Annotated in this window: 19 protein-coding genes; 7 read left to right on the top strand and 12 right to left on the bottom strand. The window is 69.8% G+C overall.

Annotated features, from left to right (window positions below):
- Positions 1-15: 15 nt before the first annotated feature.
- From LTT66_RS28765 to LTT66_RS28750, 4 genes are all read right to left on the bottom strand, one after another.
- Positions 16-984 carry a ferredoxin--NADP reductase gene (locus tag LTT66_RS28765; RefSeq protein ID WP_233069430.1) on the bottom strand — a complete coding sequence of 323 codons (969 nt, stop codon included), beginning with the start codon at positions 982-984 and terminating at the stop codon, positions 16-18.
- Between the two features lie 152 nt (positions 985-1,136).
- Positions 1,137-1,364: a hypothetical protein gene (locus LTT66_RS28760; protein WP_233061723.1), complete on the bottom strand. Its 228-nt coding sequence runs from the start codon at positions 1,362-1,364 to the stop codon at positions 1,137-1,139.
- An 11-nt stretch (positions 1,365-1,375) separates the two neighbouring features.
- The gene (locus LTT66_RS28755) at positions 1,376-2,515 is read right to left on the bottom strand and encodes a Rieske 2Fe-2S domain-containing protein (RefSeq protein WP_233061722.1); all 1,140 of its coding nucleotides are present in this window, start codon (positions 2,513-2,515) and stop codon (positions 1,376-1,378) included.
- 93 nt (positions 2,516-2,608) lie between these two features.
- Entirely contained in the window at positions 2,609-3,115 is a 507-nt protein-coding gene (locus tag LTT66_RS28750; RefSeq protein WP_233061721.1) for a flavin reductase family protein, read from the bottom strand.
- A gap of 223 nt (positions 3,116-3,338) precedes the next feature.
- Between LTT66_RS28750 and LTT66_RS28745 the strand changes: the two genes are divergently transcribed.
- From LTT66_RS28745 to LTT66_RS37145, 4 genes are all read left to right on the top strand, one after another.
- Positions 3,339-4,178: an IclR family transcriptional regulator gene (locus tag LTT66_RS28745; protein WP_233061720.1), complete on the top strand. Its 840-nt coding sequence runs from the start codon at positions 3,339-3,341 to the stop codon at positions 4,176-4,178.
- Positions 4,179-4,216: 38 nt separating this feature from the next.
- Entirely contained in the window at positions 4,217-4,792 is a 576-nt protein-coding gene (locus LTT66_RS28740) for a PadR family transcriptional regulator (RefSeq protein WP_233061719.1), read from the top strand.
- Between the two features lie 58 nt (positions 4,793-4,850).
- Positions 4,851-6,083: a bifunctional 3,4-dihydroxy-2-butanone-4-phosphate synthase/GTP cyclohydrolase II gene (locus tag LTT66_RS28735; RefSeq protein ID WP_233061718.1), complete on the top strand. Its 1,233-nt coding sequence runs from the start codon at positions 4,851-4,853 to the stop codon at positions 6,081-6,083.
- Positions 6,084-6,156: 73 nt separating this feature from the next.
- Positions 6,157-8,430 carry a LuxR C-terminal-related transcriptional regulator gene (locus LTT66_RS37145; protein ID WP_269821976.1) on the top strand — a complete coding sequence of 758 codons (2,274 nt, stop codon included), beginning with the start codon at positions 6,157-6,159 and terminating at the stop codon, positions 8,428-8,430.
- A 19-nt stretch (positions 8,431-8,449) separates the two neighbouring features.
- Here LTT66_RS37145 and LTT66_RS28720 read toward each other — a convergent pair whose 3' ends face one another.
- The 3 genes from LTT66_RS28720 to LTT66_RS28710 form a co-directional block, all read right to left on the bottom strand.
- Positions 8,450-9,304, bottom strand: coding sequence for an alpha/beta fold hydrolase (locus tag LTT66_RS28720; protein WP_233061717.1), 855 nt, complete (start codon positions 9,302-9,304; stop codon positions 8,450-8,452).
- Positions 9,304-10,467 carry a 3-hydroxy-9,10-secoandrosta-1,3,5(10)-triene-9,17-dione monooxygenase oxygenase subunit gene (hsaA, locus tag LTT66_RS28715; protein WP_233061716.1) on the bottom strand — a complete coding sequence of 388 codons (1,164 nt, stop codon included), beginning with the start codon at positions 10,465-10,467 and terminating at the stop codon, positions 9,304-9,306. Before hsaA ends, LTT66_RS28720 begins: the two co-directional genes overlap by 1 nt.
- Positions 10,468-10,565: 98 nt before the next feature.
- Positions 10,566-12,047 (bottom strand): FAD-dependent oxidoreductase, encoded by a 1,482-nt coding sequence (locus tag LTT66_RS28710; protein ID WP_233061715.1) that lies wholly within the window; start codon positions 12,045-12,047, stop codon positions 10,566-10,568.
- Positions 12,048-12,203: 156 nt separating this feature from the next.
- Between LTT66_RS28710 and LTT66_RS28705 the strand changes: the two genes are divergently transcribed.
- Both LTT66_RS28705 and LTT66_RS28700 read left to right on the top strand, forming a co-directional pair.
- Positions 12,204-14,612 (top strand): PEP-utilizing enzyme, encoded by a 2,409-nt coding sequence (locus LTT66_RS28705; protein ID WP_233061714.1) that lies wholly within the window; start codon positions 12,204-12,206, stop codon positions 14,610-14,612.
- A gap of 79 nt (positions 14,613-14,691) precedes the next feature.
- On the top strand, positions 14,692-15,597 hold the full coding sequence (locus tag LTT66_RS28700; protein WP_233061713.1) for a tyrosine-protein phosphatase: 906 nt from the start codon (positions 14,692-14,694) through the stop codon (positions 15,595-15,597).
- Between the two features lie 106 nt (positions 15,598-15,703).
- On the opposite strand, the gene LTT66_RS28695 is transcribed toward LTT66_RS28700, so the two are convergent.
- Together LTT66_RS28695 and LTT66_RS28690 are read right to left on the bottom strand one after the other, a co-directional pair.
- Entirely contained in the window at positions 15,704-16,492 is a 789-nt protein-coding gene (locus tag LTT66_RS28695; RefSeq protein WP_233061712.1) for a tyrosine-protein phosphatase, read from the bottom strand.
- A complete protein-coding gene (locus LTT66_RS28690; RefSeq protein WP_233061711.1) occupies positions 16,482-18,644 on the bottom strand; it encodes a pyruvate, phosphate dikinase in 2,163 nt (720 codons plus the stop codon). Before LTT66_RS28690 ends, LTT66_RS28695 begins: the two co-directional genes overlap by 11 nt.
- Positions 18,645-18,977: 333 nt before the next feature.
- Between LTT66_RS28690 and LTT66_RS28685 the strand changes: the two genes are divergently transcribed.
- Positions 18,978-20,582, top strand: a complete 1,605-nt coding sequence (locus LTT66_RS28685) for a FadD3 family acyl-CoA ligase (RefSeq protein WP_233061710.1) — start codon at positions 18,978-18,980, stop codon at positions 20,580-20,582.
- A 207-nt stretch (positions 20,583-20,789) separates the two neighbouring features.
- Here the strand turns inward: LTT66_RS28685 and LTT66_RS28680 are convergent, their stop codons facing one another.
- Genes LTT66_RS28680 through kstD form a run of 3 tightly spaced genes read right to left on the bottom strand, consistent with a single transcriptional unit; the run spans position 20,790 to position 24,122 of the window.
- Positions 20,790-21,608 carry an SDR family NAD(P)-dependent oxidoreductase gene (locus LTT66_RS28680; RefSeq protein WP_233061709.1) on the bottom strand — a complete coding sequence of 273 codons (819 nt, stop codon included), beginning with the start codon at positions 21,606-21,608 and terminating at the stop codon, positions 20,790-20,792.
- 58 nt (positions 21,609-21,666) lie between these two features.
- On the bottom strand, positions 21,667-22,398 hold the full coding sequence (locus LTT66_RS28675) for a glucose 1-dehydrogenase (protein ID WP_233061708.1): 732 nt from the start codon (positions 22,396-22,398) through the stop codon (positions 21,667-21,669).
- Entirely contained in the window at positions 22,398-24,122 is a 1,725-nt protein-coding gene (gene kstD / locus LTT66_RS28670) for a 3-oxosteroid 1-dehydrogenase (protein ID WP_233061707.1), read from the bottom strand. The genes LTT66_RS28675 and kstD overlap by 1 nt, the downstream gene beginning before the upstream one ends.
- Between the last annotated feature and the right edge of the window lie 6 nt (positions 24,123-24,128).

The raw sequence follows: 24,128 nt of genomic DNA, 5'->3' as shown, positions 1-24,128 counted from the left end.
TGTTCGTCGTACTCCTCAGGAATAGGTGACTTGCACCGTGTCGGTGACCGGGACCGCCTGGCAGGCCAGCACGTAGCCTTCGGTCAGGTCGGCGTCGTCGAGAACTTCGTTGTGCCGCATCCGGACCTGCCCCGCGACGACCCGGCAGGTGCAGGCGCTGCACGCGCCCTCGCGGCAGGAGTAGGGCGCCGTGAGCCCGTTGGCCAGCAGCACGTCGAGCAGGACCCGGTGGCGCGGCCAGGGCAGTACGCGTGTCTCGCCGTCGAGTTCGACTTCCACCGCTGCGCTGTCGGCCGGGTCGGTCACCTGCGACGTATCGGCCTCGAACGGGTTGCCGTGCAGCGACACGAATTTCTCGACGTGCACGCGCTTGCGGTCGGCGCCCAACTCGGTGAGCGCGGCGCAGACGGCGTCCATGAACGGGCCCGGGCCACAGACGAACGCCTCGCGATCCGACCACGGCCCCGCCAGCGCCGCCAGCCGCGCGCGGGTCGGCAGCCCCTGCACGGTCTCCAGCCAATGCACCACGAGCAGGCGGCCGGGATGCCGGGCCGAGAGATCGGCGAGTTCGGCGGCGAAGATCACCGACCGCTCGTCGCGGTTGGCGAAGATCAGCGTGCAATGCCCCGACCCTGCCGCCAGCACCGATTTCAGGATCGACAGCACCGGGGTGATCCCGCTGCCCGCCGCGAACAGCAGCAGATCGTCGTCGAGCGAGGTGGGGGTGAAGACGCCGGCGGGTGGCAGCGCGTCGACGGCCGTGCCTGCCACAGCGTTGTCGCACAGCCAATTCGATCCGTAGCCGCCGGGCGTCCGCTTGACGGTGACCTTCAGCGGCCCGCCCTCGTGCGGCGCACTGGACAACGAGTAGCAGCGGCTCACCGAGCCTGTCAGCTCGCTCGGTATCCGCAAGGTCAGGAACTGGCCGGGGCGATAGTCGATCGAATTCGACTGCTGCGCCTCCGGTTCCAGCTCGAGCGACATCGCATCACCGGTTTCCCGGATCACCCGGGTCACGCGCAGGCTCAGGATTCCAGCGGGAATAGCGGCAGGCGCCGACGGCACGGCCGCTTCGACCCGATCCACTGTCGTGTCTCCTCTCCGGTCGTCCACGGTTGTCGTCGCGTGTTCCACGCTCACGGCACATCCCCGTCCCGCGTGCTGACCACGAGAAGTCCGCCCGCGACGGCGGCATCGATGCTGTCGCGCAGCGCCGCGCACGTCCGCCTCCGCGCGCTGTCCACTCCGGCGAACTCGGCGCACGCCGCCACCGCGGCACCGCTCCACTGCACGCTGGTGTGCTGCGAACTGAACTTCTCGACCAGCACACAGGTTTCGCAGGTGCGGCAGATGATTCGTTCCATACCGATCCCGCTCAGGCTCCGGCGGCGGCGCGCTCGGCGAGATTCGCGGCGACCTCGGCCTCCCACGCCGTGACCGCCCGGGTGGTGTCGACTTCGAATTCGAAGCGGTCGGTCATCTTCGGGTCGATCTCGGCCACGTCGGTGTAGAACTGCTCGTACCAGCGGCGCAGCTGGTAGACGGGTCCGTCCTCCTCGCACAGCAGCGGGTTGTCGATGCGGGTCTTGCGCTGCCAGATCGCGGCGTCCTGTTCGAAGCCGCGCCCCAGGCCACCGGCGAACTTCGCCGCGATCTCCTCCGCCTGCTCGGAGGGCACGCCGCGCGGCTTCTTCACGATCGCGCCGTACTGCAGCACGAATTTCGTGGGCGAGACCGGATAGTGGCAGTTGATGAGGATGCCCTCGACCGTCAGGCCCGCGCTCTCGCTGCGCAAGTGGTCGATCATGTAGGAGGGGCCGTAGTAGGAGGCGTCGGAGTGCAGAACGTTCTTGCCGCCCAACGCCTTCGCGGTCTCCCCCATCATGTCCTCGCGCGAGACCGACGTCATGTACTGGCTGGCGATGTGGCCTTCGAAGACGTTCTTGAAATAGGTGGGGAACCCGAAGTGCACGTAGAAGAAGTGCGCCATGTCCACCACGTTGTCGATGACCTCGCGGCAGTTGGCGCCGTCGATCGCCATGGTGTTCCAGGTCCAGTCGGTCCACTCGTCGCTGAACGCGCCCTCGATGCGCGGGATGGTGACCTGTTCCGGCGGCGGGTTGCCTTCCGGGTCGTTCCACACGAACAGTTGCTTGTTCTGCTCCAACGTCGGCCATGAGCGGGTCCGCGCCCGGGGCGGCACGCGGCGGCCGTAGGGGATGCCGGTGCAGCGACCGTTGCCGCCCCAGCGCCAGTCGTGGAACGGGCAGGCGATCGAGTCCCCTTCGATCCGGCCGTCTCCGAGGTTTCCGCCCATATGCCTGCAGTAGGCGTCCAGTACGGAGAGCTCTCCGCCCGAGCCGGCGAAGACCACCAGTTCGGTGCCGAAGATCTCCATGGTATGCGGTTTCCCGTCCCGGAAGTCCGCCGCGAGCCCCAGGCAGTGCCAGCCGCGCGCGTACCGGGCCGGCGGAGCGCCCGCGTCGATCACTCGAATCTCGGGGTCGGTAGTCATCGGTTCCTCCACAATTCGCGCACGTCTGTCGCCTCGATATTTCGTTTCCGAATGCCGGCGCGGAAATGTGAAGTCCCACTGGCCGGGAGACGCTCAGGCCTCATCGAGCCGCCCGAACGCGGAGCGGTAGAACAGCAGCGGCGCGGCATCCCGATGCTCCGACAGCGCCGTGACGCGGGCGATCACGATGGTGTGGTCACCGCCGTCGACCTCCTGCTCCAGCTCGCAGTCCAGCCACGCCATGGTTCCGGCCAGCCGCGGCGACCCGTTCGGCGAAGGCGCCCAGTCGACGCCCGCGAACTTGTCCGCGCCGCTGCGCGCCAACTGCCTGCAGATCTCCTGCTGGTCGTGGGCCAGGATGTTGACGCAGAACCGGCCGACCGTGCGGATACGCGGCCACGACGTGGACGTGCGCGCGGGACAGAAGCACACCGCGGGCGGCCGCAGCGACAGCGCCGAGAACGACTGGCAGGTGAATCCGACCGGCCCGCCTTCCGAGCGCCCGGTGATCACTGTGACACCCGTGCAGAAGCGACCGAGCACGGCCTTGAAGTCGCGCACGTCCAGCGGCGATCCGTCCATCTCGAGCACCGGTTCCATCGGGCCTCCTATTTCGATCAGGCATATACCTGATAGCTATGACAGCAGGCATCGCCGGGCGGGCGTCAAGATCGGTGTCCGGTCACCGAGATGGAGATCCGTGGAAGCTACGTAGTTCTCCCGATTCGGCCCGGTCACGAACCGGTCAGTGTGATGGGAGACACAACGATCGAGCACCTGATGCCTGGTCGACGCTGACCGAATCCGACCGACGGAGGTTCCGATGACCGTCACCCTGCTGCCCGACACACAGCCGAGCACCGGCCGTGTCCCACACCGCGCCCGCCCCAAGGCGGCTGATCCCGGCGCCGACGTGCCGGTGTCGATGATCGAGCGGATGACGCTCATCCTGGACGCGTTCGACGCCGCCACCCCCACGCTGACGCTGCTCGGCCTGGTGGAGCGCACCGGCCTGCCGCGCTCGACGGTCCATCGGATCCTCGACCAGATGATCCGGCTGCGCTGGCTGGCCCACACCTCCGGCGGGTACCGGCTGGGCATGCGCACCCTGGAACTGGGTGGGCTCACCGCCGATCACAACGAGATCCGCGACGCCGTCAGCCCGCTGCTGCACGAACTGTGTCAGCGCACCGGCATGGTCGGACATCTCGCGGTGCTCGACGGACGCGAGGTCGTCTACCTGGACAAGGCCGGTGGCCGTTTGGCGGCGATGCTGCCGACCCGCCTCGGCGGCCGCATGCCCGCGCACTGCACCGCGCTCGGGAAGGCGATGCTGGCCGGCTTGGAGCCGAGTATCGCCGAAGCGGCGTTCCATTCCCGTCTGCCCCGACTGACCGCGCACACCATCACCGAGCCCGACGCGCTGCACCGCGCCCTGGCCCAGATCCGGCTGCGGCAGGGCGTGGCGCTGGACCGCGAGGAATCGATGGACGGAATCGCCTGCGTCGCAGCGCCGATGCGCGGCCGAGGCGCCGCACCCGCGGCCTTGTCGCTGTCCGGGCGGGCGGACGCGATGAGCTTCGACAAGCTGGCCCGGGTGCTGCTCGAGATCTCCCACGAGGCCGGTCGGGCGCTGTTCGGACGCCGGGCGCGCTGGCGCTAGTTCCGAATCCGCATATGCCTGGGCGGTACAGTCCGACGATGACCGATGGCGTGACACCCGCGGTGCCCGATCTGCCCACCACCGCGTGGGCCGTGCTCGGAATGCTCTCGCACGCCGACGAACTCTCCGGCTACGACCTGAAGAAGTGGGCCGACTGGAGTTTGCAGTTCTTCTACTGGAGCCCGTCGTTCAGCCAGATCTACGCCGAACTCAAACGGTTGGAGAAGCACGGCTACGCCACCTCCCGCACGGTGGTGCACGAGGACGGTGTGCGCGGCAAGCGGATGTACGCCATCACGCCGGAAGGCCGTGCGGCGGCCGCGAACTGGGTCAACCACGCGCCGGTCGAGGCGCCGGTGCTCAAGCACAGCGTGCTGCTGCGGGCGTGGCTCGGCAATCTCGCCGAGCCCGACCGGATGCGCGAGATCCTCACCGAGCACATCGCCTACGCCGAGAAGATGCGCAAGCGGGCCGAGGCCGACGCGCAGGGCGCCGAGGCGAATCCGGACTGGGCCTATCCGGAACTCGTGTTGCGCTGGTGTGTGCGGCACTACGAGGCCGAGCGCGATTTCGCCAGGGAGCTACTCGCGGACATCGATCGCCTCACTGAGTGAGACGCCGCCTGGTTCTTCCTGCCTCGTCATATTTCGATTAGGCATATGGAGGTGGCGGATGACGACCGGTGAACTGGACACGGTGCCTGCCGCGGTGGCGGCGATCGCGAGCGGGGGCATGGCGCTCGTCGTGGACGACGAGGACCGCGAGAACGAAGGCGATCTGGTGCTCGCCGCGGAGAAGGCGACCGCGGCGAACATCGGGTTCCTGGTGCGGCACACCAGCGGCGTCCTGTGCGTTCCCATGGCGGGCGGCGACCTGGACCGGCTCGAGCTGCCACCGATGACGGCGGTGAATCAAGATCCGAAGGGCACCGCGTACACGGTCTCCGTGGACGCCGCGGCGGGCATCGGCACCGGCATATCGGCCGCCGACCGCGCGCGCACCATGCGCCTGCTCGCCGATCCCGCCACCACGGCCGGTGACCTCACTCGCCCCGGGCACGTGTTCCCACTTCGGGCGCACCCGGCGGGCGTGCTGGGCAGGCCGGGCCATACCGAAGCCGCGGTCGACCTGGTGCGGCTGGCAGGTCTGCGCCCGGCCGGAGTCATCGCCGAGGTGGTGCGCGACGACGGGTCGATGGCCCGGCTGCCCGAGCTGCTGACCATGGCCCGGGTGCACGGCATCCCCATCATCTCCATCGCCGATCTGATCGGCTACCGCCACCGGCTCGAGTCGGGCGTCGTCCGGATCGTCGAGACCCGCCTGCCCACCCGTTTCGGCGAGTTCCGGGTGATCGGCTACCGCGACGAGACGAACCACGCCGAACACCTCGCACTCGTGTTCGGTGTGCCCGGCGACCGGGACGTGCTCGCCCGGGTGCACTCGGAATGCCTCACCGGCGACGCGTTCGGCTCGCTGCGCTGCGACTGCGGCGAGCAGTTGGACGCCGCTCTACAGGCCGTGGCCGCCGAGGGGCGCGGGGTCGTGGTCTACCTGCGCGGCCAGGAGGGGCGCGGCGTCGGCCTGCTGAACAAGCTGCGTGCCTATGAGCTCCAGGACGAAGGCGCCGACACGGTCGACGCGAACTTGCGGCTCGGGCTGCCCGTCGACGCTCGCCGCTACGACGCCGCCGCGCGGATCCTCGCCGATCTGGGTGTGCGGTCGGTCCGCTTGCTCAGCAACAACCCGGCCAAGCAAGCCGGGCTGACCGAGTACGGCATCGCCGTCGAGACGCGAATACCGTTGCAGGCCAGACCGACCGAGCACAACGTGCGCTATCTGCGCGCCAAGCGCGACCGCATGCGCCACCAGCTGACCGAGGTCGACGCCGCGGTCGCGGCCCGATGAGAACCGGCGGTCCGGAGTCGAATTTGTCCAGAACGCTCTTGCGCGCCACGCGCGGTACCTAGGGTTGACACCCATGGCGCGGCGTTCCATCGGCAATCTCCCTGCCGAGGTCACCAGCTTCGTCGGGCGCCGGGAGGAACTCGCCGCCGCGAAGCGGCTGCTGCCGACGACCCGGGTGCTGACCCTGCTCGGGCCCGGCGGCGTCGGCAAGTCACGGCTGTCCCGCCAGGTCGGCGTCGCGGTCGCGCGCGCGTTCCCGGACGGTGTGTGGCTGGTCGAGCTGGCCGACGTGCACGATCCCGATCTGGTGACGGTGACCGTCGCGGAGGTGCTGGCGCTGCGCGACGACACGGCGGCGCCACTGCCGCGACTGACCGAGTTCCTCGCGGACAAACGGTTGCTGTTGATCCTGGACAACTGCGAGCACCTGATCGACGCCTGCGCGCGGCTGGTCGGCCGTATCGTCGCCACCACCCCCGATGTGCGGGTACTGGCGACCAGCCGGGAGGTGCTGGGGGTGCAGGGCGAACAGGTCATGCCCGTCGCGCCCCTGCCGCTACCGGACGACGAGACCGCGGACAGCGATGCGATGCGGCTGCTGGCCGAACGGGCCGGGGCCGCCAATCCCAGCTTTGCGGCCACGGCCGCGAACCGTGGTGCGCTGGCGGCGATCTGCCGTCGGCTCGACGGCATTCCGCTGGCCTTGGAACTGGCCGCGTTGCGGTTTCGCCTGTTCACCCCCGAACAGATCCTGGCCCGGCTCGACGACACCATGGGCCTGCTCAGTGCGGGACCGCGCCTCGCGCCGCAGCGACAGCAGACCATCGAAGGCGCGATCCGCTGGAGCTACGACCTGTGCACCCCGGCCGAACAGCGGCTCTGGGAGCAGCTGTCGGTGTTCGCCGGTGGTTTCGACATCGAAGCGGCCGAGGCGGTATGCGTGGTGGAGGCCGGTCGGCGGACGCTTTTCGACGCGCTCACCGGCTTGGTCGACAAATCGGTACTGAGCCTGCGCTACGACGGCGACGTCGGCCGGTACGCGATGCTGGAGCCGATCCGGCAGTTCGCCCACGACCGGCTGGCCGAACGCGGCGGCGAACCCGCGGTGCGAGCGCGCCACCTCGAGCACTACCGGAGGCTGGCGTTGCGCGGCCGCACCGCGTACTGGAGCTCCGACGACGTCGCCTGGTTCCGCGAACTGAACCGCGAGCACGCGAATCTGCGCGCGGCGCTGCAGTGCGGCCTCGCGGGCGCGCCGGAGACGGCGCTGGAGATGGCCGCGGTGCTGCGGCCGTTCTGGGAGCACAACCGCTTCCTCACCGAGGGCTACCGCTGGCTGACCGACGCGCTGGCGAAGTCCGGCGAACCGTCACAGCCGCGCGCCCGCGCGCTGTCGGCGGCCGCTTCGCTGGCCGCACTGCTGTCCGATCGCGGGTCCGCTCGCCGGTTGGTGGACGAATGCGTCACGCTGGCAAGGAAACTCAACGCTCCGGACATCCTCGCCGAGGCGATGCTCGACTCGGCGCTGCTGGCCTTCAACGACGACGACACCGCTCGGGCACTCGAACTGGCCGAGACCGCGACCCACCTGGCCGCGGAGTGCGGCCACCACGCGATGGAGATGGACAGCCTCGCCTTCGCGTTCGTGTGTGCGCTTGTGCTGGACGAGGCGCGCTCGACCGTTCTCGCCGAACGGCTCCTGGCGGTGGCCGTCGCGCGGGGACCACACCTGCTCGGCGGGCTGGCGCAGTGGTCGATGGGCCTGGACCGCTGGCGGCACGGCGACCAGGATGCCGCCACCGAGTACCTCGCCAGGTCCATCGAGATGTTCAGCCTGTTCGACCGATGCGTCTGGCTGGCCTCCGCCTTCGAAGGGCTGGCCTGGACGGCGGTCGCGCGCGGTGACTTCGAGCGGGCCGCTCGCCTGCTCGGCGCCGCGGAGATCCTCGCGCGCAGCACCGTGCGTCTCGCCCACGCCATCACCGGCGTCCTGGGCGACAAGATGCGCAACGAAGTGCGGGAAGCGCTGGGCGCGAAGGCGTTCCAAGAGATCTTCGACAGCGGCGCGGCGTTGTCGCTGGACGAGGCGATCGACTATGCGCTGGGCCGCGTCTCCTCCCCGGCGCGCACCGCTCCGGTCGTGTCCGAGGCGGCGGCCGACGTCCTCACTCGCCGGGAGAAGGACGTCGCACGGCTGGTGGCGGCCGGCCACAGCAACAAACGCATCGCCGCCGACCTGGTGATCTCGGTGCGCACGGCGGAGACCCACGTCGAGCACATACTCACCAAACTGGGCTTCACCTCCCGGACCCAGATCGCGGGCTGGGTCCGGGATCACGACGTGTGACCGGTGCCGGCCCGAGTGATCAGAGTCCGGCGGTGAGGAAATCGACGACCGCCCGTTCGAACGCCGACTTGCGCTCGATCTGCACCCAGTGGCCGCAGCGGGCGAAAACGCGCAGATCGGCGTTCGGGATCTGCCGCGCAGGCAACAGCGCCGCCTCGACCGGTGTCACCCGATCGTCGCGGCCCCACAGGATCTGGGTCTGCGCGCGCAGGCCACGCAACCGCGCCCACAGCGGAATCGGCTCGGCCAGAGCCGGGTCGGCGAAGGTCGCGTAGGCGTCGCGCAGCGCGGTGACGGCGGCCGGATCCGAGGCGGCTTTCAGCCGGGCATCGATCAGCTCGTCGGTCAGGGTCGCCGGATCCGACACCATGGTGCGCAGCCACGGCAACAGGCGTTCCCGGGTGGGCTCGGCGTTGAACTCCAGCAACCGCGTGATGCCTTCGGACGGTTCCGGCCCGAGCACGTTCACCCCGACGCCACCGGGCGCCATCAGCACCAGCCGATCGACCCGTTCGGGATGTTCCAGCGCCAGCAACGTCGCGACCGCGCCGCCCATCGAATTCCCCAGCACGTGAACGCGTTCCAGGCCGAGATCATCGAGCAACCCCAGCACCGCGTCGGCGGAGATGCGCAGATAGTTGCGTTCGTAGACCTCCGGACGGCCGCTGGCGCCGAAGCCCGGCTGATCGATGACCAGGCAGCGGAAACGCTCGGCCAGTACCGGCAGGTTCGCGCCGAAGTTGGCCCAGCCGGAGACGCCGGGTCCAGAGCCGTGCAGCAGCACCAGCGGGGCGCCCGACCCCGCTTCGTGGTAGCGCAGGGTCAGTCCACCGGTGGTGCTCCGGCGCGTGGTGCTCTCGGCGGTGAGCGTCATCAGATCATCCGATCCGTGACCGGCAGGCCGAACGCGTTGCGGCCGTAGAGCACGAGCGCGCGCTCGACGTCGTTGATGACGTGCACGCTGCCGGCGTGCGCGTCGCGCCAGTGCCGCTCGATCGGGTTGGGTTTGCGGATCGAATGGCCGCCGGAGTTGTCGAACAGCAGGTCGATGGCCTCGATGGCGCGTTCGGTGCCGCGCACCTGATCGCGGCGGCTGCGGACCCGCAGCTCGAACGGGATCTCCTCGCCTGCTTCGGCATAACGCAGCTGTTCGCCGATGTTGCGCTCCATCTGCAGCACGGCCGCGTCGATCTCGGAGGCGGCGCGGGCCACCCGGACGTGCGCGAACGGGTCCTCGGCAGCCTTCTGCCCGCCGTAGGAGATCCGCACCCGCTCGCGCATGCGCTCGATGTGCGCTTCGTAGGCGCCTTGCGCGGCGCCGATGATCGGGGCGGTGATCGTGTTGGAGAACACCGCGCCGAACGAGATGCGATACAGCGGAGCGGTGTTGACCTCTTGGCCCGGCCCGCGCAAGGCGGCCTGGTCACTGGCGCGGTAGGTCCGGTGCACGGGTACGAACGCGTTCTCGATGACGATGTCGTTGCTGCCGGTCCCGGACAGCCCGGACACGTGCCAGACGTCCTCGATGCGGTAGTCGGTGCGCGGCACCAGAACGGTCAGGTACTCCGCTCCCCCGTCGTCGTCCGGCACGACCGCACCGAGGAAGGCCCACCGGGCATGGTCGCACCCGGAGGAGAAGCTCCAGCGACCGCTGATCTCGAAGCCGCCCTCGACCGGCGTCAGCTTGCCGGTCGGCGCGTACGACGACGAGACCAGAGTGTCCGGATCGGGACTCCACACGTCCTCCTGCGCCCGCAGCGAGAACAGCGCCAGCTGCCAGGGGTGCGCACCCAGCACCGACGCCACCCACGCCGTGGACGGGCATGCGGTGGCGACGGCGCGGATCACCTCGTAGAACGCGACCGGTGAGGATTCGTCGCCGCCGAAGCGGGACGGCTGCAGCATGCGGAACACCCCCGCCTCGGTCAGCTCCCGGATACTCTGCTCGGGCACTCGGCGCCGCAGGTCGGTGTCGGCGGCTCGCTCACGGATCGCGGGCAGCAGATCCCGTACCCGATCGAGCACCTTGTTGGTCATATCCGGTAGTCCTCCTCGTAGTGCCTTCGTTTCGACGCTAAGCCGGTCCGGTGCCCGGGGAACCGATCCATCCCGATGACCGGAATCCACCGCCGCGATCAGCTGTCGCTGGCGGCGGCGACGCCCGCGCGGCGGCCGAAGAACGTGCCGTCGCCCAGCGATGTGCCGCTGATGTAGCCCTCGCCGTGCAGGTTGCTCGCGGCACGCCCGGCGGCGAACAGCCCGGGGATCGCGGTGCCGTCGATGTCGAGCACGGCGCCGTCGAGCGAGGTGTGCAGGCCGCCGAGGGTGAAGACGGAGGCGCCGGTACCGCGGCGATCACCCGCCTGCGCCGGTGGCCGGACTCCCGCCCGCACATCTATCGCGGCGAACGGCGGTTCGAGGGGGCGCACCCAGCGCGCCGCCTTCCCGAACTCGGGATCGGCGCCGTCCGAGGCGAACGCGTTGTACCGGCGGACGGTGTCACGCAGCGCGGCACCCGGCACGCCCATGAGGTCGGCGAGTTCCTCGACCGTTTCGGCCACGTGTGTGGGCCGCACGCCCCACCGCTGCTGTTCCGGCACCTCGTCGTAGGCCCGTTCGTCCAGCACGACCCAGGTGTCCATGCCCCGGCCGAACAGCGCCGCCTGACCGATGCGACCGGGATAGGTGTCCTCGTTGACGAACCGCTGCCCATGCTTGTTCACGACCATGCCGCGCGCGGCGAGGCCGGGGACGAGCGAGATGCCGACCTGACCGGTACCCATGTGCCGCACGCCCGCGCCGATCGCCTGCGCCATCCGGATGCCGCTGCCGTCGTCGGTGCCCGCGCTCACCTTGGTGTGCCCCAGCAGTTTCGGGGCGTGGGCGGCGAGCATGGCGTCGTTGTCGACGAATCCGCCGGTGGTCAGTACGACGCCGCGGCGGGCGCGCACGGCAAGCTCCACGCCGTACCGCCGGGCCACGACACCAGCGACAGTGCCGTCGCCCGCGACGATCAGGCAGGTCGCGCGGGTGTCGAAAAGAGTTGTCGCACCGGCGGATCGGGCCGCCTCGGCAAGGCAGTCCATCAGCAGTTTGCCGCCGAAGTCGTCGGCGGTGGGGCGATGACCGCGTGGCGCGGGCCTGGCGAGTTCGGCGAACGGCCTGCTGTTCTCCCCCAGCCACATGAGCCCGTCGTCCGTGGGCGGCACCCAGGTGGGCGCGTCCCACAGGCTGGGTTTGAACGGCACGCCGCGATCGGCCAGCCAGTGGAAATGCGCGACGCTGTCCTCGCTGTACCGAGCGATCTTGTCCGGGTCGGCGCCGGGGCCGAGTGCGGCGCCGAGGAAGGCGGCCATGGCCGCGGGGTCGTCGTCGAATCCGCACGCCTGCTGGATCGGCGTGCCGCCGCCGAGGTAGACCTCGCCGCCGGACAGGGCCGACGCGCCACCCGGGCCACCCATCCGGTCGAGTACCAGCACCCGCGCGCCCGCCGTCGCCGCTTCGAAGGCCGCCGCGGCCCCGGCGCATCCGTAGCCGACCACCAGTACATCGGTCTCGATGTCGAAGGCGCGTATTTCGGCGACCGCGCGGGGCGCGACCGAATTCCGACCACTCATGGCAACGACGTTCCCCTTCTGCGGGTGGTGGCCGCCTGCCCGTCTTGGTGAGCGACCCACCGGTCCCGTTCATCGGGACTGCGGGCCGTCGCTCGCTCGCCCGGTGGCGATGGTGTGTGAACGGCGTCACGTCTGCGTGGACGCCAGCGAGGAGGAATGTTCATGCGGGTCCTGGTCACCGGAGTGTCCGATCCGACCGGTCGCGCGGTGGCGCGCATGCTGCTGGCCGCCGGATACGAAGTCGTCGGGCTCGACCACGCGCGGCACCGGTACGTCGACCCACGGGTCCAGGTGATCACCGGCGATCCGGCCGGTCCATCGACCTGCGCGCAGGCCGTCGCCGGTTGCGCGACCGTGGTGCACCTCGGCGGTCCACTCGCCGCGATCGCCGAGGCGGCCCGAGCCGCCGGAGCCCGGATCATGGTCCCCGTGGTCGCGGGTTCGGATTCGATGGCCACCGACGTCGTGCGATCCAGTGGGGTCCAGGCCCTGATCGTGCGCACCGCGCCGGTCGCGGGCAGGCGAATCGAGCGCGAGAATTGGCGCATCCTGGCACCGTTGCTGGGTGCTCGCCGGGCGAACGGGCCGCAGGTGCTGCACACCGACGACTTCGAACGCTTCCTGGTGCTCGCCACCGCGTCGCCGCGCACCGGCGTGGTCGAACTGGCCGCTTCCGGCGTCATTTCGCCCGAGGACGCGCGCCGCATCGTCCGGGCGGCAGGGACGCGGACGTCCCGATGGGTGTCCCGTACCCGGCACCTACCGCTGGTGGACGCGACGGCGGCGCGCGACGAGTGGGGATTCCGCTGTGGCTGGAACGCCTCGGACGTCGCCGCCGACATCGTCCGCGGTCTCGTCGGCCGCAGGTTCGACGGGGACGACTTCGTCACCGAGACCGGCGCGATCCCCCTGCCCGGCTACGTGATACCCACTCGGGCGAGCACATCCGACGGGCATTCCCTGGTGTCGGTCGCACCGGACGGACTCGAGGGCGAGTTCGACGATCGCGTCGACCCGGCCTATCCCGTGCACACCGCGACGAATACCTCCGAGGCGCTGCCCGGGCCGTTGACACCACTGACCGTCGACCTGCAAGCGGGCGCGATCCGGCTGGCCAACGCGGCGATGGGCCGGATGATCGCGCTGGAGGGAATAGCGCTCGAGCACTGGACCAGTCGCGTCACGACCGTGCTCGGCCACCACATCTACATCAACGCCTCCATCGGCGTGCTGGCCGCGGAGAACATGCCGGGCTGGGACGAGCAGAGCATCCGCCGCGACGTCTACGGCAACATCCCGGCGGAGATCTCCCTGACCCCGCACGGCAAACCGCCCACACCGACCGGCTTCGCCAGTACCCGCGCCACGTGGCGCGCGGCAGGCCGGGTGCTGCGCACCGCGCTGCGGTATCGCGAGACCACCGACGGGATCAACGCCGCGGCGCATCGGGAATGCCTGGGCGCCGAGGCGATGCGCGAACTCACCGACGAGCAACTCCATGCCAGAGCACTGCTGTGGCGGGACCGGCTGAATCAGTCCTGGGCGGCGGCATCCATCGGCGTGATGATGACCGGCGCGGCGACCGCCATCCATGCCCGCGGTAAGGAATCCGCGGCCGTGCCGATCGATCTGGAGCGGCTGGAGTCGGCCCGGACCATGCTCGCCGTCGAACGGCTCGCCGGATTGTGCCGCACCGACGCCGCGTTGCACAAAGCGGCACACGCGGGGGACGTCACCACGGCGCGGGCGATCTCCCCGGCTTTCTCCGCCGCGCTGGACGAGGAGCTCCGCAAGATCGGGCACCGTGGACCGGGTGAGTGCGAACTGCTCAACCCGACCTTCGGCGATCGACCCGAACTGCTGGTGATCGCCGCCGCACGAGCTGCCGAGATGCCCGCACCCGAGCGGGAGCCGGTCGACCCGTCGCCGGTGCGCACCGCGCGGATGGCGGCCGGTGCGACGATGGCGCGCGAACGCGTCCGCGATGCCGTCGTCCGGTACACCCACTGTCTGCGCCTGGCCGTACGCGAGCGAGCGGAACGGCTGATCCGGGCCGGGCGACTCCAGCAAGCCGAGGACGCCTGCTTTCTCACGCTCGATGAAATCCTCTGGGCGCCTGCCGACATGGCCGAGCGCGTAGCACGTCGGCGGGCGGAGCTGACGCGCTTGCAGGGCGTGCGGATGCCGGATGTGATCGCGGGCGATTGGGCGCCGCTACCTGACGTGGACGCCCTGGCGCCCGGAGAGAGCCTGACCGGTATCGGGGTGTGCCCCGGGGTCGTGGAGGGCACGGTGAAACGGGTGCTGTCTCTCGACGACGACATCGAGCCGGGCGACATCCTGGTGGCCTCGGTCACCGATACCGGGCACACCGCGATGTTCGCCTACGCCGCCGCGGTGGTCACCGACATCGGCGGCTCGGCTTCGCACGCCGCCATCGTGGCCCGGGAATTCGGTATCCCCTGCGTCGTCGACACCAAGACCGCGAGCACCGGCCTGGCCGATGGGCAGCGGGTGCGCGTCGACGGATCGGCCGGCACGGTCACCCTGCTCGCCGACGCCTGAGCTGTGGCCGGGGTCGCGCACTCCGGCCACCTGCCGGCTCGGCGTCGCCGGGCCGCGACCCTATGGAAGGAATGATCCAGTGACGATTTCGCGTGCCATTCGCGGTGCGATGACCGGTGTCGCCGCCGCATTGATCGCCGTATTCCCGTCCACCACGACCGCGCTGGCGGGCCCGGGGCTCGTGCACACCGTGCACGACCGTTCCATGCACCTGTCGGCGGCGCCGAATGCCCGGGATATCGGTGACTATCCCACCCAGGGCAATGGCAAACTGCGTACGGGCGTCGTCTTCCGCACCGACGCCCTGGACAAGCTCACCGCCGCCGACCAGCAGAAGCTGGTGACCTCCGGCATCACCAAGGTGATCGATTTCCGCAGTCCGGCGGAGTCCGGGGCCAACCCCGACAAGCTGCCCGCGTCGATTCCTTCGCTCGCCCGTCCGGTGTACGACCCGGGCAACGATTTCTACCTGATGGTGGGCAAGGCAGTGCAGGGCGGTCCGGCGGCGCAGCAGCAGATGTTCGGTGACGGCAAGGCCGCCGGAATCATGCGCGACTACTACCGCTGGATGGTCACCGACGCCACGGCCCGCACGCAGTTCGGGGCCACCCTCCGCGATATCGCGACCGCGAACGGGCCGGTGCTTTTCCATTGCACCGCAGGCAAGGACCGCACCGGCTGGATGACCGCGATCCTGATGACGGCGCTGGGCGTCCCGAAGGGCCAGGTGTACAAGGACTATCTGGAATCGAACGACAATCTGGCCGCGGGCAACAAAGCGCTGATGGACGGTCTGGTGGCCAAAGGTCTGGTCACCGATCCCGCGCTGTTCGAGCCGATCCTCGGTGTGAGCGCTGAGTTCCTCGACGCCGCCTTCGACCAGGCGGGTGCGTCGTTCGGGTCGTTCGACCGGTTCGTCTCCGACGGGCTCGGCATCGACGGCGCGACGCTGGAGGCGCTGAAAGGCAAGCTGCTGCCTCAGTAGTCGCAGACGAGAGCGGGCCGGTGGATGGTATCCACCGGCCCGCTCTCTCGTCTGTCCGCGCAGTCGATCCACGGCTCCTGGTGTTCAGAAGTAGCGCGAGCGCGGATCACCCTTCTGCCACGGTGAGCACTTCGCGCAGGCGGGTCAGCTCGGCCCGGCTCAAACCGCTGGTCAGCAACCATTCGCCCGCGCCGCCGTGTTCGGTGGACAGGGTGGCGAGGAAACGCCGCATCACCTCGGCTTCGACAGCGAGGATGCCGGTGTCGACCGGGGGCAGGCCCGCGTAGGACGGGAGCGCGTCGAGCCGGTCGCGGACCCGCTGCATGCGTTCACCGGTGAGCGCGTAGTCCACCGCGATCGCCTCCGGCGGCACGCCGACCGCGTCGAGCAGCACCGCGGCGAGCACACCGGTGCGATCCTTGCCCGCGGCACAGTGGAACAGCACCGAATGGCCGTCCGCGTCGACGACGAGCCGCACGGCCGCCAGGATGGAGTCGGCGCTGCCTGCCAGCAGCTTGCCGTAGAGGTCCACCAAGTCGACCCGGCCCGCGTCGGGGACCAGATCCCTTGCCGCCAGCGAGGATTGCGGCGACTTGCGCACCGGAAGACAGACCCGCCGTACATCCGTGCCTGCCAGCAGGCCGTAGCCCTCGCGCTCCACTTCGTCGGGCAGTCGCAGATCGATCAGCGTACGCAGGCCGAGCGGTCCGAGCAGTTTCGCCAGATCGGCTTCGGTGAGGTGCTGCGGAGTGCTGGATCGGTAGACCACCCCGAGGCGGGTGGTCCCGCCGCCCCGCACGGGCAGCCCGCCCAGATCGCGCACGTTGTCGATCTGGGCGAACTCGACCCACCGGTCCTCCGGCACAGTGGCTTCTCCCGCGGTCTCAGTGGGCACGGCCGGCCGCCGCCTCGTCGGCGCGGCTCAGGCCGCACAGCCCGATCAGGTCTTCGTGCAGCTCGAACCACACGGTGTGGTAGCTGTCCAGCACCGGCCGCGCGACCCAGGCGTGATCACCCGCCGCGATCCGCTCGATCGCCTGCGCGAACCGGGCGGAGTAGCGGGCCAGCCGGGGCGCGACGTCGCCGATCCGCCGCAGCAGCGGCTGCACCGCACGGTGCAGTTCGCTCAGCCGGGCCAGTACCGCACCGTCGTAGTCGGTGTCGGCGTGATCGTTGACCGTGGCCGGATCCTTCATCTGCCACGCGGTCACGATCTCCTTGAGATCGCCGTTGAACGCACAGAATTCGGCATAGACGGAGGCGATCTGGGCCCGATCGACCGCCCGTCGCTCGGTCGCCAGCAGGCCGTCCAAGTGCTGTCTGCCTTCCGGTGTGAGGCGCACCCCGATCGGCGTCGCGGCGCACAGGCCTCGGGCCACCAGCTCCTCGCATCGGGCGGCGACGGGCTCGACAGCCGCACCGACGCCCGCGGCGAGCGCGTCGTGCGCGGCACGGCCTTTGATCCCGATCAGCCGCAGCAGATCGAGGTCGGGAATCTCGGTCACCGTCGCCGAGGGCTCCGCCTCCTTTCGGATGGGGCCCTCGGCCGCCCACGCCTCCAGCCACGCCGCCAACCCGTCGACGTCGGTGCCCGCCCAGCCGGCCAGCCTGCCCGCATCCGCGAGGGTGCTCGCGTCGATGGCTCTGCCTTCGACGCGGCCCGGCCACACCATGCCCGCGCCCCCGTCCACGGTGACGAGCCTGCCGACGAGCGCCGCCACGACGTCCGGACCGCAGCCGACCACACACGGCCTGCCGATTTCACGGCTGACCAGCGCGGCGTGCGACGTGACGCCGCCCAGCCCGGTGACGATCCCCCGAGCGGCGATCATGCCGTGCAGATCGTCGGGGCTGGTGGTCGGGCGCACCAGGATCACGTCCTCGCCTGCCTCCGCGAGGCGCTCCGCCTCGTGCGGATCGCTCACGACGACGCCCGTCGCCAGTCCTGGACAAGCGGATTCCCCACGGGCCAGCGGTGTTCCGGTGTACTCACCGGTCGCCGGACGCAGCACGGCCCGCACCTGCTCGGCGGTGACCCGGCTCAGCGCCTCGTCCGTGCCCATGAGTCCTTCCTCGGCCATCGCCACCGCGGCTCGCACCGCCGCCCGCGCCGAGCGCTTGGCCGGGCGGGACTGCAACAGCCACAGTGCGCCGGATTCGACGGTGAATTCGATGTCCTGGATATCGCGGCCATCGCGTTCCAGCAGGTCGGCCGCCGCGACGAGTTCGCGGTGGACCTGCGGCAGCGCGGCAGCCAGCTCCTCCAGCGGTCGCGGGGTCGTCCGGCCGGACACCACGTCCTCGCCCTGTCCCCCGACCAGCCATTCCCCGAACATCGCGCGCTCCCCGGTGTTCGGGTTGCGGCTGAACAGCACACCGGTGCCGGAATTCTCGTCGAGATTGCCGAAGACCATGGCCTGCACCGTCACCGCGGTGCCCATGGTTCCGGACACGCCGCGATTGCGCCGGTAGGTCTGCGCCCGGGGCGAGTCCCAGGACCGGAACACGGCGCTGATGGCCGCGCGCAACTGCTCCCACGGGTCCTCGGGCACCGCACCGGCCGGGTCACCCAGCACGGTCTCGCGGTATTGGGTGCGAAAGCGTTCCCGGGTGTCGACCGCGTAGTCCGAGTTCCCGGTCTCCGCCGCCAGCGCTCCTGCGACAACCTCGTTCATGCCGAGGTTCAGCACCGTGTCCATCATCCCGGGCATGCTCACCGCCGCACCCGAGCGCACCGACACCAGCAGCGGGCGGGCGCCGGATCCGAAGGTCCGTCCGGTACCCCGTTCCAGCGCGGCGATGCCCGCGCGGACCGCACGCCAGATGTCCTCGCTGATCACCCCGCGCGCCGCGAAGTCGGCCCAGCCGTCGATGGTGATGGCGAACGCGGGCGGCACGGAAAGACCGAGTGCGCGCATGCGGTTGACGCTCCACGCTTTCCCGCCGATCCGGTCCCGCGGCAGCGAACAGGCGCCGTCGAGTTCGACGACCGCCGCCGCGCCCGCTGCCTCGTCGTTTCGCTCCGCTAGCTCTGCTCCGGCGGTCATGTCACTCCTTAGCACTCACTGAACACCGCGCGCCCCAGCGCGATTCGGATCTCGTACAGCGGACTGTGTCGTGCCGGGTGCCAACCGCGGCGCGCACACCTGTCGCCCGATTCGAGCGTGCCGTGCCTGCGGTCACCTGCCGTAGCCGCGGTCCCGCTGAGCAGGATCGACAACCACGCCCGTTCGAGCAGGTCCCACGGCCGCCGGTACGGCGACAGCGCGCGAGTATCTACTCGGCACCGTGGGGTGTTTCGGGAAGGAAAGGTTCCCGGTCAGCGGGATATGTGGCGGTGATCGGGCCGCATCGAGCGGTTGGTCCGGCACGATCGCCCCATGGATCGACGGCGCGCGGCGACCGGTGAGCTCGCGACGATTCCCGCGGTGCTGGCCGACCGGGCACGGCGCGACGGCGCACGCGTCGCCGTGGTGGCCCCGCGGCGGCAGCTCACCTACGCCGAACTCGCCGCCGCGGCGCAGAGCGTCACGCGGGCGATGATGGCGCGATCGGTGGTGCGTCCCGGCGACCGGGTCGCGATCTGGGCGCCCAACAGTGCGCGCTGGGTGATCGCCGCGCTCGGTGCGCTCGGCGCGGGGGCGACGCTCGTCCCGATCAGCACTCGGCTACGCGGGTGCGAGGCAGCTGATCTGCTCGTTCGTAGCCGGTGCCGCATGCTGTTGACGTCCGGCGACTTCCTCGGCAACGACTACGTGGGAATGCTGCGGGAATCAGGGCACACGCTGCCGGATCTGCGGACGACGATTCTCCTGGACGACACCCGGGACGAAGGGCGCGATGTGCTGTCGTGGTCTCGCTTTCTCGCGCTCGGTACCGGCGTACCTGCGCAGGAGGCCGAGGCGCGCAGTTCGTCCGTGGATCCGGAGGCGGTCTGCGACATCCTGTTCACCTCCGGCACCACGGGTGTGCCGAAGGGGGTGCCCGCCACCCACCGGCAGACGATCGAAGCGTTCACCCGTTGGGCCGAGGCGGTGTCGCTCTCCGGCGAGGACAGATATCAGCTGGTCAACCCGTTCGCCCACACCTTCGGATACAAGGCGGGGATCATCGCGTGTCTGCTGCGCGGCGCCGCCATGGTGCCGGTGCCCCGATTCGATCCCGAGCAGGTGCTCGGCGTCGTCGAGCGCGAGCGGATCACTGTACTGACGGGTCCCCCGACGCTCTTCTACGACCTGCTCGCCTGCGACCGGGGCGTGGACCGGGATCTGAGTTCACTGCGGCTGGCGGGTACAGGTGGAGCGATCGTGCCGAGCGGGTTGGTAGAGCGAATCCGCCGTGATCTGGGTGTGAAGAAGGTGTTCACCGGATACGGGCTGACCGAATCGACCGGCGTCGCCACGGTTTGCTCGCCCGACGCGCCCGCGGATCTCGTCGCGGGCACCGTGGGAAAAGCGCTGCCCGGCGTGCGGGTTGGCGTCGTGGACAGGTCCGGTCGGCCCGTACCGGCCGGTGAGCCCGGCGAGATCGTGGTTCGTGGCCCCAACGTGATGCACGGCTACCTCGATGATCCCGACGCCACCGCGACCGCCGTGGATGCCGAGGGCTGGTTGCGCACCGGCGACATCGGCACCCTGGACGCCGACGGCTACCTGCGCGTCACCGACCGCATCGCGGACATGTTCATCGTCGGCGGTTTCAACGCCTATCCCGCCGAGATCGAGCGGATCCTGCTCACCCACCCGGGTATTCGCGAAGCGGCCGTAGTCGGCATCCCCGACCACCGTCTGGGCGAAGTGGGGTGCGCCTTCGTCGTCCGCAACGCATCGGTGCCCATCGGCGCGGCGGAGATCACCGCGTGGGCGCGAACTCGGATGGCCGGGTACAAGGTCCCGCGCCGCATCGAGTTCGTGGCGTCGCTACCCCGCAACGCGGGCGGGAAGGTTCTCAAACGCGTCCTGTGTTCGAATGCGGCTCGATACTGAGCGTCCGGCGAGATCCCACCGTCCGTACCGCGATCAGCGTGCGACGCGCTGGTCGTGCGCGGCGACGAGCCCGACCGACGGAACACCGTCGACGTACACCGCTGCCGCGGCTGCCACGTCGACGGTGTCCGGTAACCGTGCTGAATCGCTCACGAAAACCCCGGCCGCCATGGCGGCCGGGGCGACCTCGTATTCGACCGAAACCCGCTAAGCGACTTCGTTCTTCATCTGGGCGGTGAGGATCTTCTGGTATCCGGCACCGAAGATTCGTGGCAGCCAGTCGATCACACGCGCGTCCGTACCGATCAAGATCTTCGCCTTGTTCTTGCGGATGCCGTTCACGATGACCCGCGCGGCCTGCTCCGGGGTGGTCTTGGCCAGCCGGTCGAAGTTGGCGGCCAGCGCGTCGCGATCGCGATCGCCGCCCGCGCGCGCCTTCCAGGCGATCTCGGTCTTGATCATGCCGGGATGGACGCTGCTGACGCCCACCGCGTGCCCGGCGATGTTCATCTCCTGCCGCAGCGCGTCGGTGAAGGCCCGGATCGCGAATTTCGTCGCGCTGTAGGCGCCCTGGCTGGGGCACGCGGCCAGGCCGAACATACTCGACACGTTGGCGATGTGCCCGTCACCGGAGGCGATCACATGGGGTAGGAACGCCTTGGTGCCATACGCGACGCCCCAGAAGTTGATGCCGACGATCCATTCGAAGTCCGCCCAGCTGAGTTCTTCCACGTTGGCGGTCAGCGAGACTCCGGCATTATTGACGACCAGGTTGATTCCGCCGAAGTCACCGGCCACCTCGTCGGCGTGGCGATAGACGGCGTCCCGGTCGGTCACGTCCAGCTTGTAGGCGCGGGCTCGGGCGCCTTCCTTGCCGCACAGCGCCGCGGTCTCGGCGACGTTCTCCACGTTGCGGCCCGACAGCGCCAGCCGCGCGCCGCGCCGGGCGAGTTCGACCGCCACGGCCCGGCCGATGCCGGCGCCCGCGCCGGTGATCACCGCGGTCCTGCCCTCGAAGTTCTTCACGGTTGATTTCCTTGTCTCGCTCGGCGGTCGGCCCGCCGGGTTGTCCTGCTGGGCGTTGTCACAGGCACGTGTAGCCCCCGTCGGCCACGAATTCCGACCCGGTGCTGAAGCTCGACTCGTCGCTGATCAGGAACAGCACCAGGTTGGCCAGCTCCTCCGGGCGGCCTGGCCTGCGAATCGGCTGGTTGCCCGACATGCCCTGGGAGCGCGCCGAATCGGCGGTCATCTCCGTGACCACGACACCGGGGTGCACCGAGTTGACCCGAATGTCGTCGGCGGCGAATTCCTGCGCCGCGGTCTTGGTCATGCCGCGCACGGCCCACTTGGACGCGGTGTAGCCGAGGATGTTGGAGAAGGCGATGATGCCGCCGATCGAGGAGATGTTGACGATGGAGCCGCCACCGGCCCGGCGCATGGACCCGAGCACCGCCTTCATACCCAGGAAAACCCCGACCTGGTTGACGTCGATCACCTTGCGGAAGTCGGCTTCGGCCAGCCGCTCGATCGGATCGACGTGCACGATGCCCGCGTTGTTGACCAGGCCGGAGACCGGCCCGAACACCTTCTCGGTGTAGGCGACCACGTCGTGCCACGCGGACTCGTCGGTGACGTCGAGCGGCACGAAGGTCGCGGCGTCGCCCAGGTCGGCGGCCAGCGCGGCGCCTTCGTCCACCAGGACGTCGGTGATCACCACGGTAGCGCCCTCGGCGACCAGTCGTCGCGCGAAGGCCGCGCCCATGCCCCGGGCGCCGCCGGTCACGATGACGTTCTTGCCGTCCACCCGTCCCATCAACGATCTCCTTCGGTCCGGTTCGCCGCAGCCTGTGCGGGCGGTTTCGCGGTTTCGCGCGGGTCACCGCCCGCGAGGTGATCGGCGGCGATGTAGCCGAACACCATGGCCGGACCGATGGTCGCGCCCGCTCCGGCGTAGTCGTTGCCCATCACGGAGGCCGAGTTGTTGCCCGCCGCGTACAGGCCAGCGATCGGCCGGTCGTCGGCGCCGAGAACGCGAGCGTGCTCGTCGGTGACCAAGCCGCCCTTGGTACCCAGATCGCCGGGCACCATCTCGACCGCGTAGAACGGGCCCTGCTCGATCGGGGCCAGACACGGGTTCGGCCGCACGGTCGGGTCGCCGTAGTAGCGGTCGTAGGCGGAGTCGCCGCGGCGGAAGTCCTCGTCGCGACCGGCCGTGGCGAAGCGGTTGAACCGCTCCACGGTGGCGGTCAGATTCGCCGGTGGCACACCGATTTTCGCCGCGAGTTCGGTGAGGGTAGCGGCCTGCTCGATGATCCCGGCGTCGTGGTATTTCTGTGGCAGGGGGCGCTTGGGGAAGTTCCCGAGGAACAGGTACCGGTCCCGGAAGCGCTGATCCATGATGAAGTACGCCGGAATGTGGCCGCCGCCGGTCGCTTCCTGCTCGTACATCGTGTGCACGACGTTCACGTACGGAGCGGATTCGTTGACGAATCGTCGACCGGCGTGGTTGACCATGATGCCGCCGGGCTGGGAACGCTCGGCCAGACAGAAGAACGGCGGTCCGTCGGGGTTGCGCACGGATGGGCCCCACCAGGCGTCGTCCATCAGATCGACCGCACCACCGGCCTTCTGGCCTGCCACGATGCCCTCACCGACATTCTCGGTGGCACCCACGGTCCAGTCGGTGGACTGCGGACCGCTGAGGTACTGCTCGCGCATCTCCAGGTTGTGCTCGAAGCCGCCCGCGGCCAGCACCACGCCGCGGCGTGCCTTGATCACCACCGGCGTCCCGTCGTGCTCGGCGCGCACGCCGACCACCGCGTCGCCTTCGGTGATCAGGTCGGTCAGCGGCGTGTTCAACCACACCGGCACACCCACGTCACGCAGCGACAACCACAGCCGGGCCACGAGCGCCTTGCCCAGGCTCAGCGGCAACCGCCCGCGCAGCTTGTCGCGCACCGCTTGCACACCCACCTCGAGCGCGGTGCGCTTGCCCGCCCAGGTGCGGGCGATCATGTTCAGGTCGTGGAAGTCGCTGACCGTGAAGGCGATTCCCTTGGGACCGGACATGGTCGGTTGGTTGATCTTGTGCAGGTCGCCGCCGAGCAGCCTGCCGTCGAGGGGCGCGGGCTCGATGCTGCGCCCCTGGGCCAGGCCGCCGGGAAACTCCGGGTGGTAGTCGGAGTAGCCGCGGTCGTAGACGAACTCCCAGTATTTGCTGCGGGCGCCGAGGTAGCGCATCATCTCGGGGCCGCGGTCGAGGAACGCCAGCTGTTTCGCTTCGGGAACACGCTCGCCGACAACGGCTTTGAGATAGGTGCGGGCCAGCTCGGGGCTATCGGGCACGCCCTCGCGCTGCAATACCGGGTTGTTGGGGATCCAGATGCCGCCGCCGGAGCGTGCGGTGGACCCGCCGAAGGATCGGCTCTTCTCGATCAGCGTCACCGACAGCCCGCGGTAGGCGGCCGTCAGGGCGGCGGTCATGCCCGCCGCGCCGGAACCGACGACCACCACGTCGAATTCGAATTCCTGAGTCATCGCATC

Source organism: Nocardia gipuzkoensis (assembly GCF_021183645.1).
GTDB classification, from domain to species: Bacteria; Actinomycetota; Actinomycetes; order Mycobacteriales; family Mycobacteriaceae; genus Nocardia; species Nocardia abscessus.
This window is presented reverse-complemented; position numbering and strand designations above follow the sequence as displayed.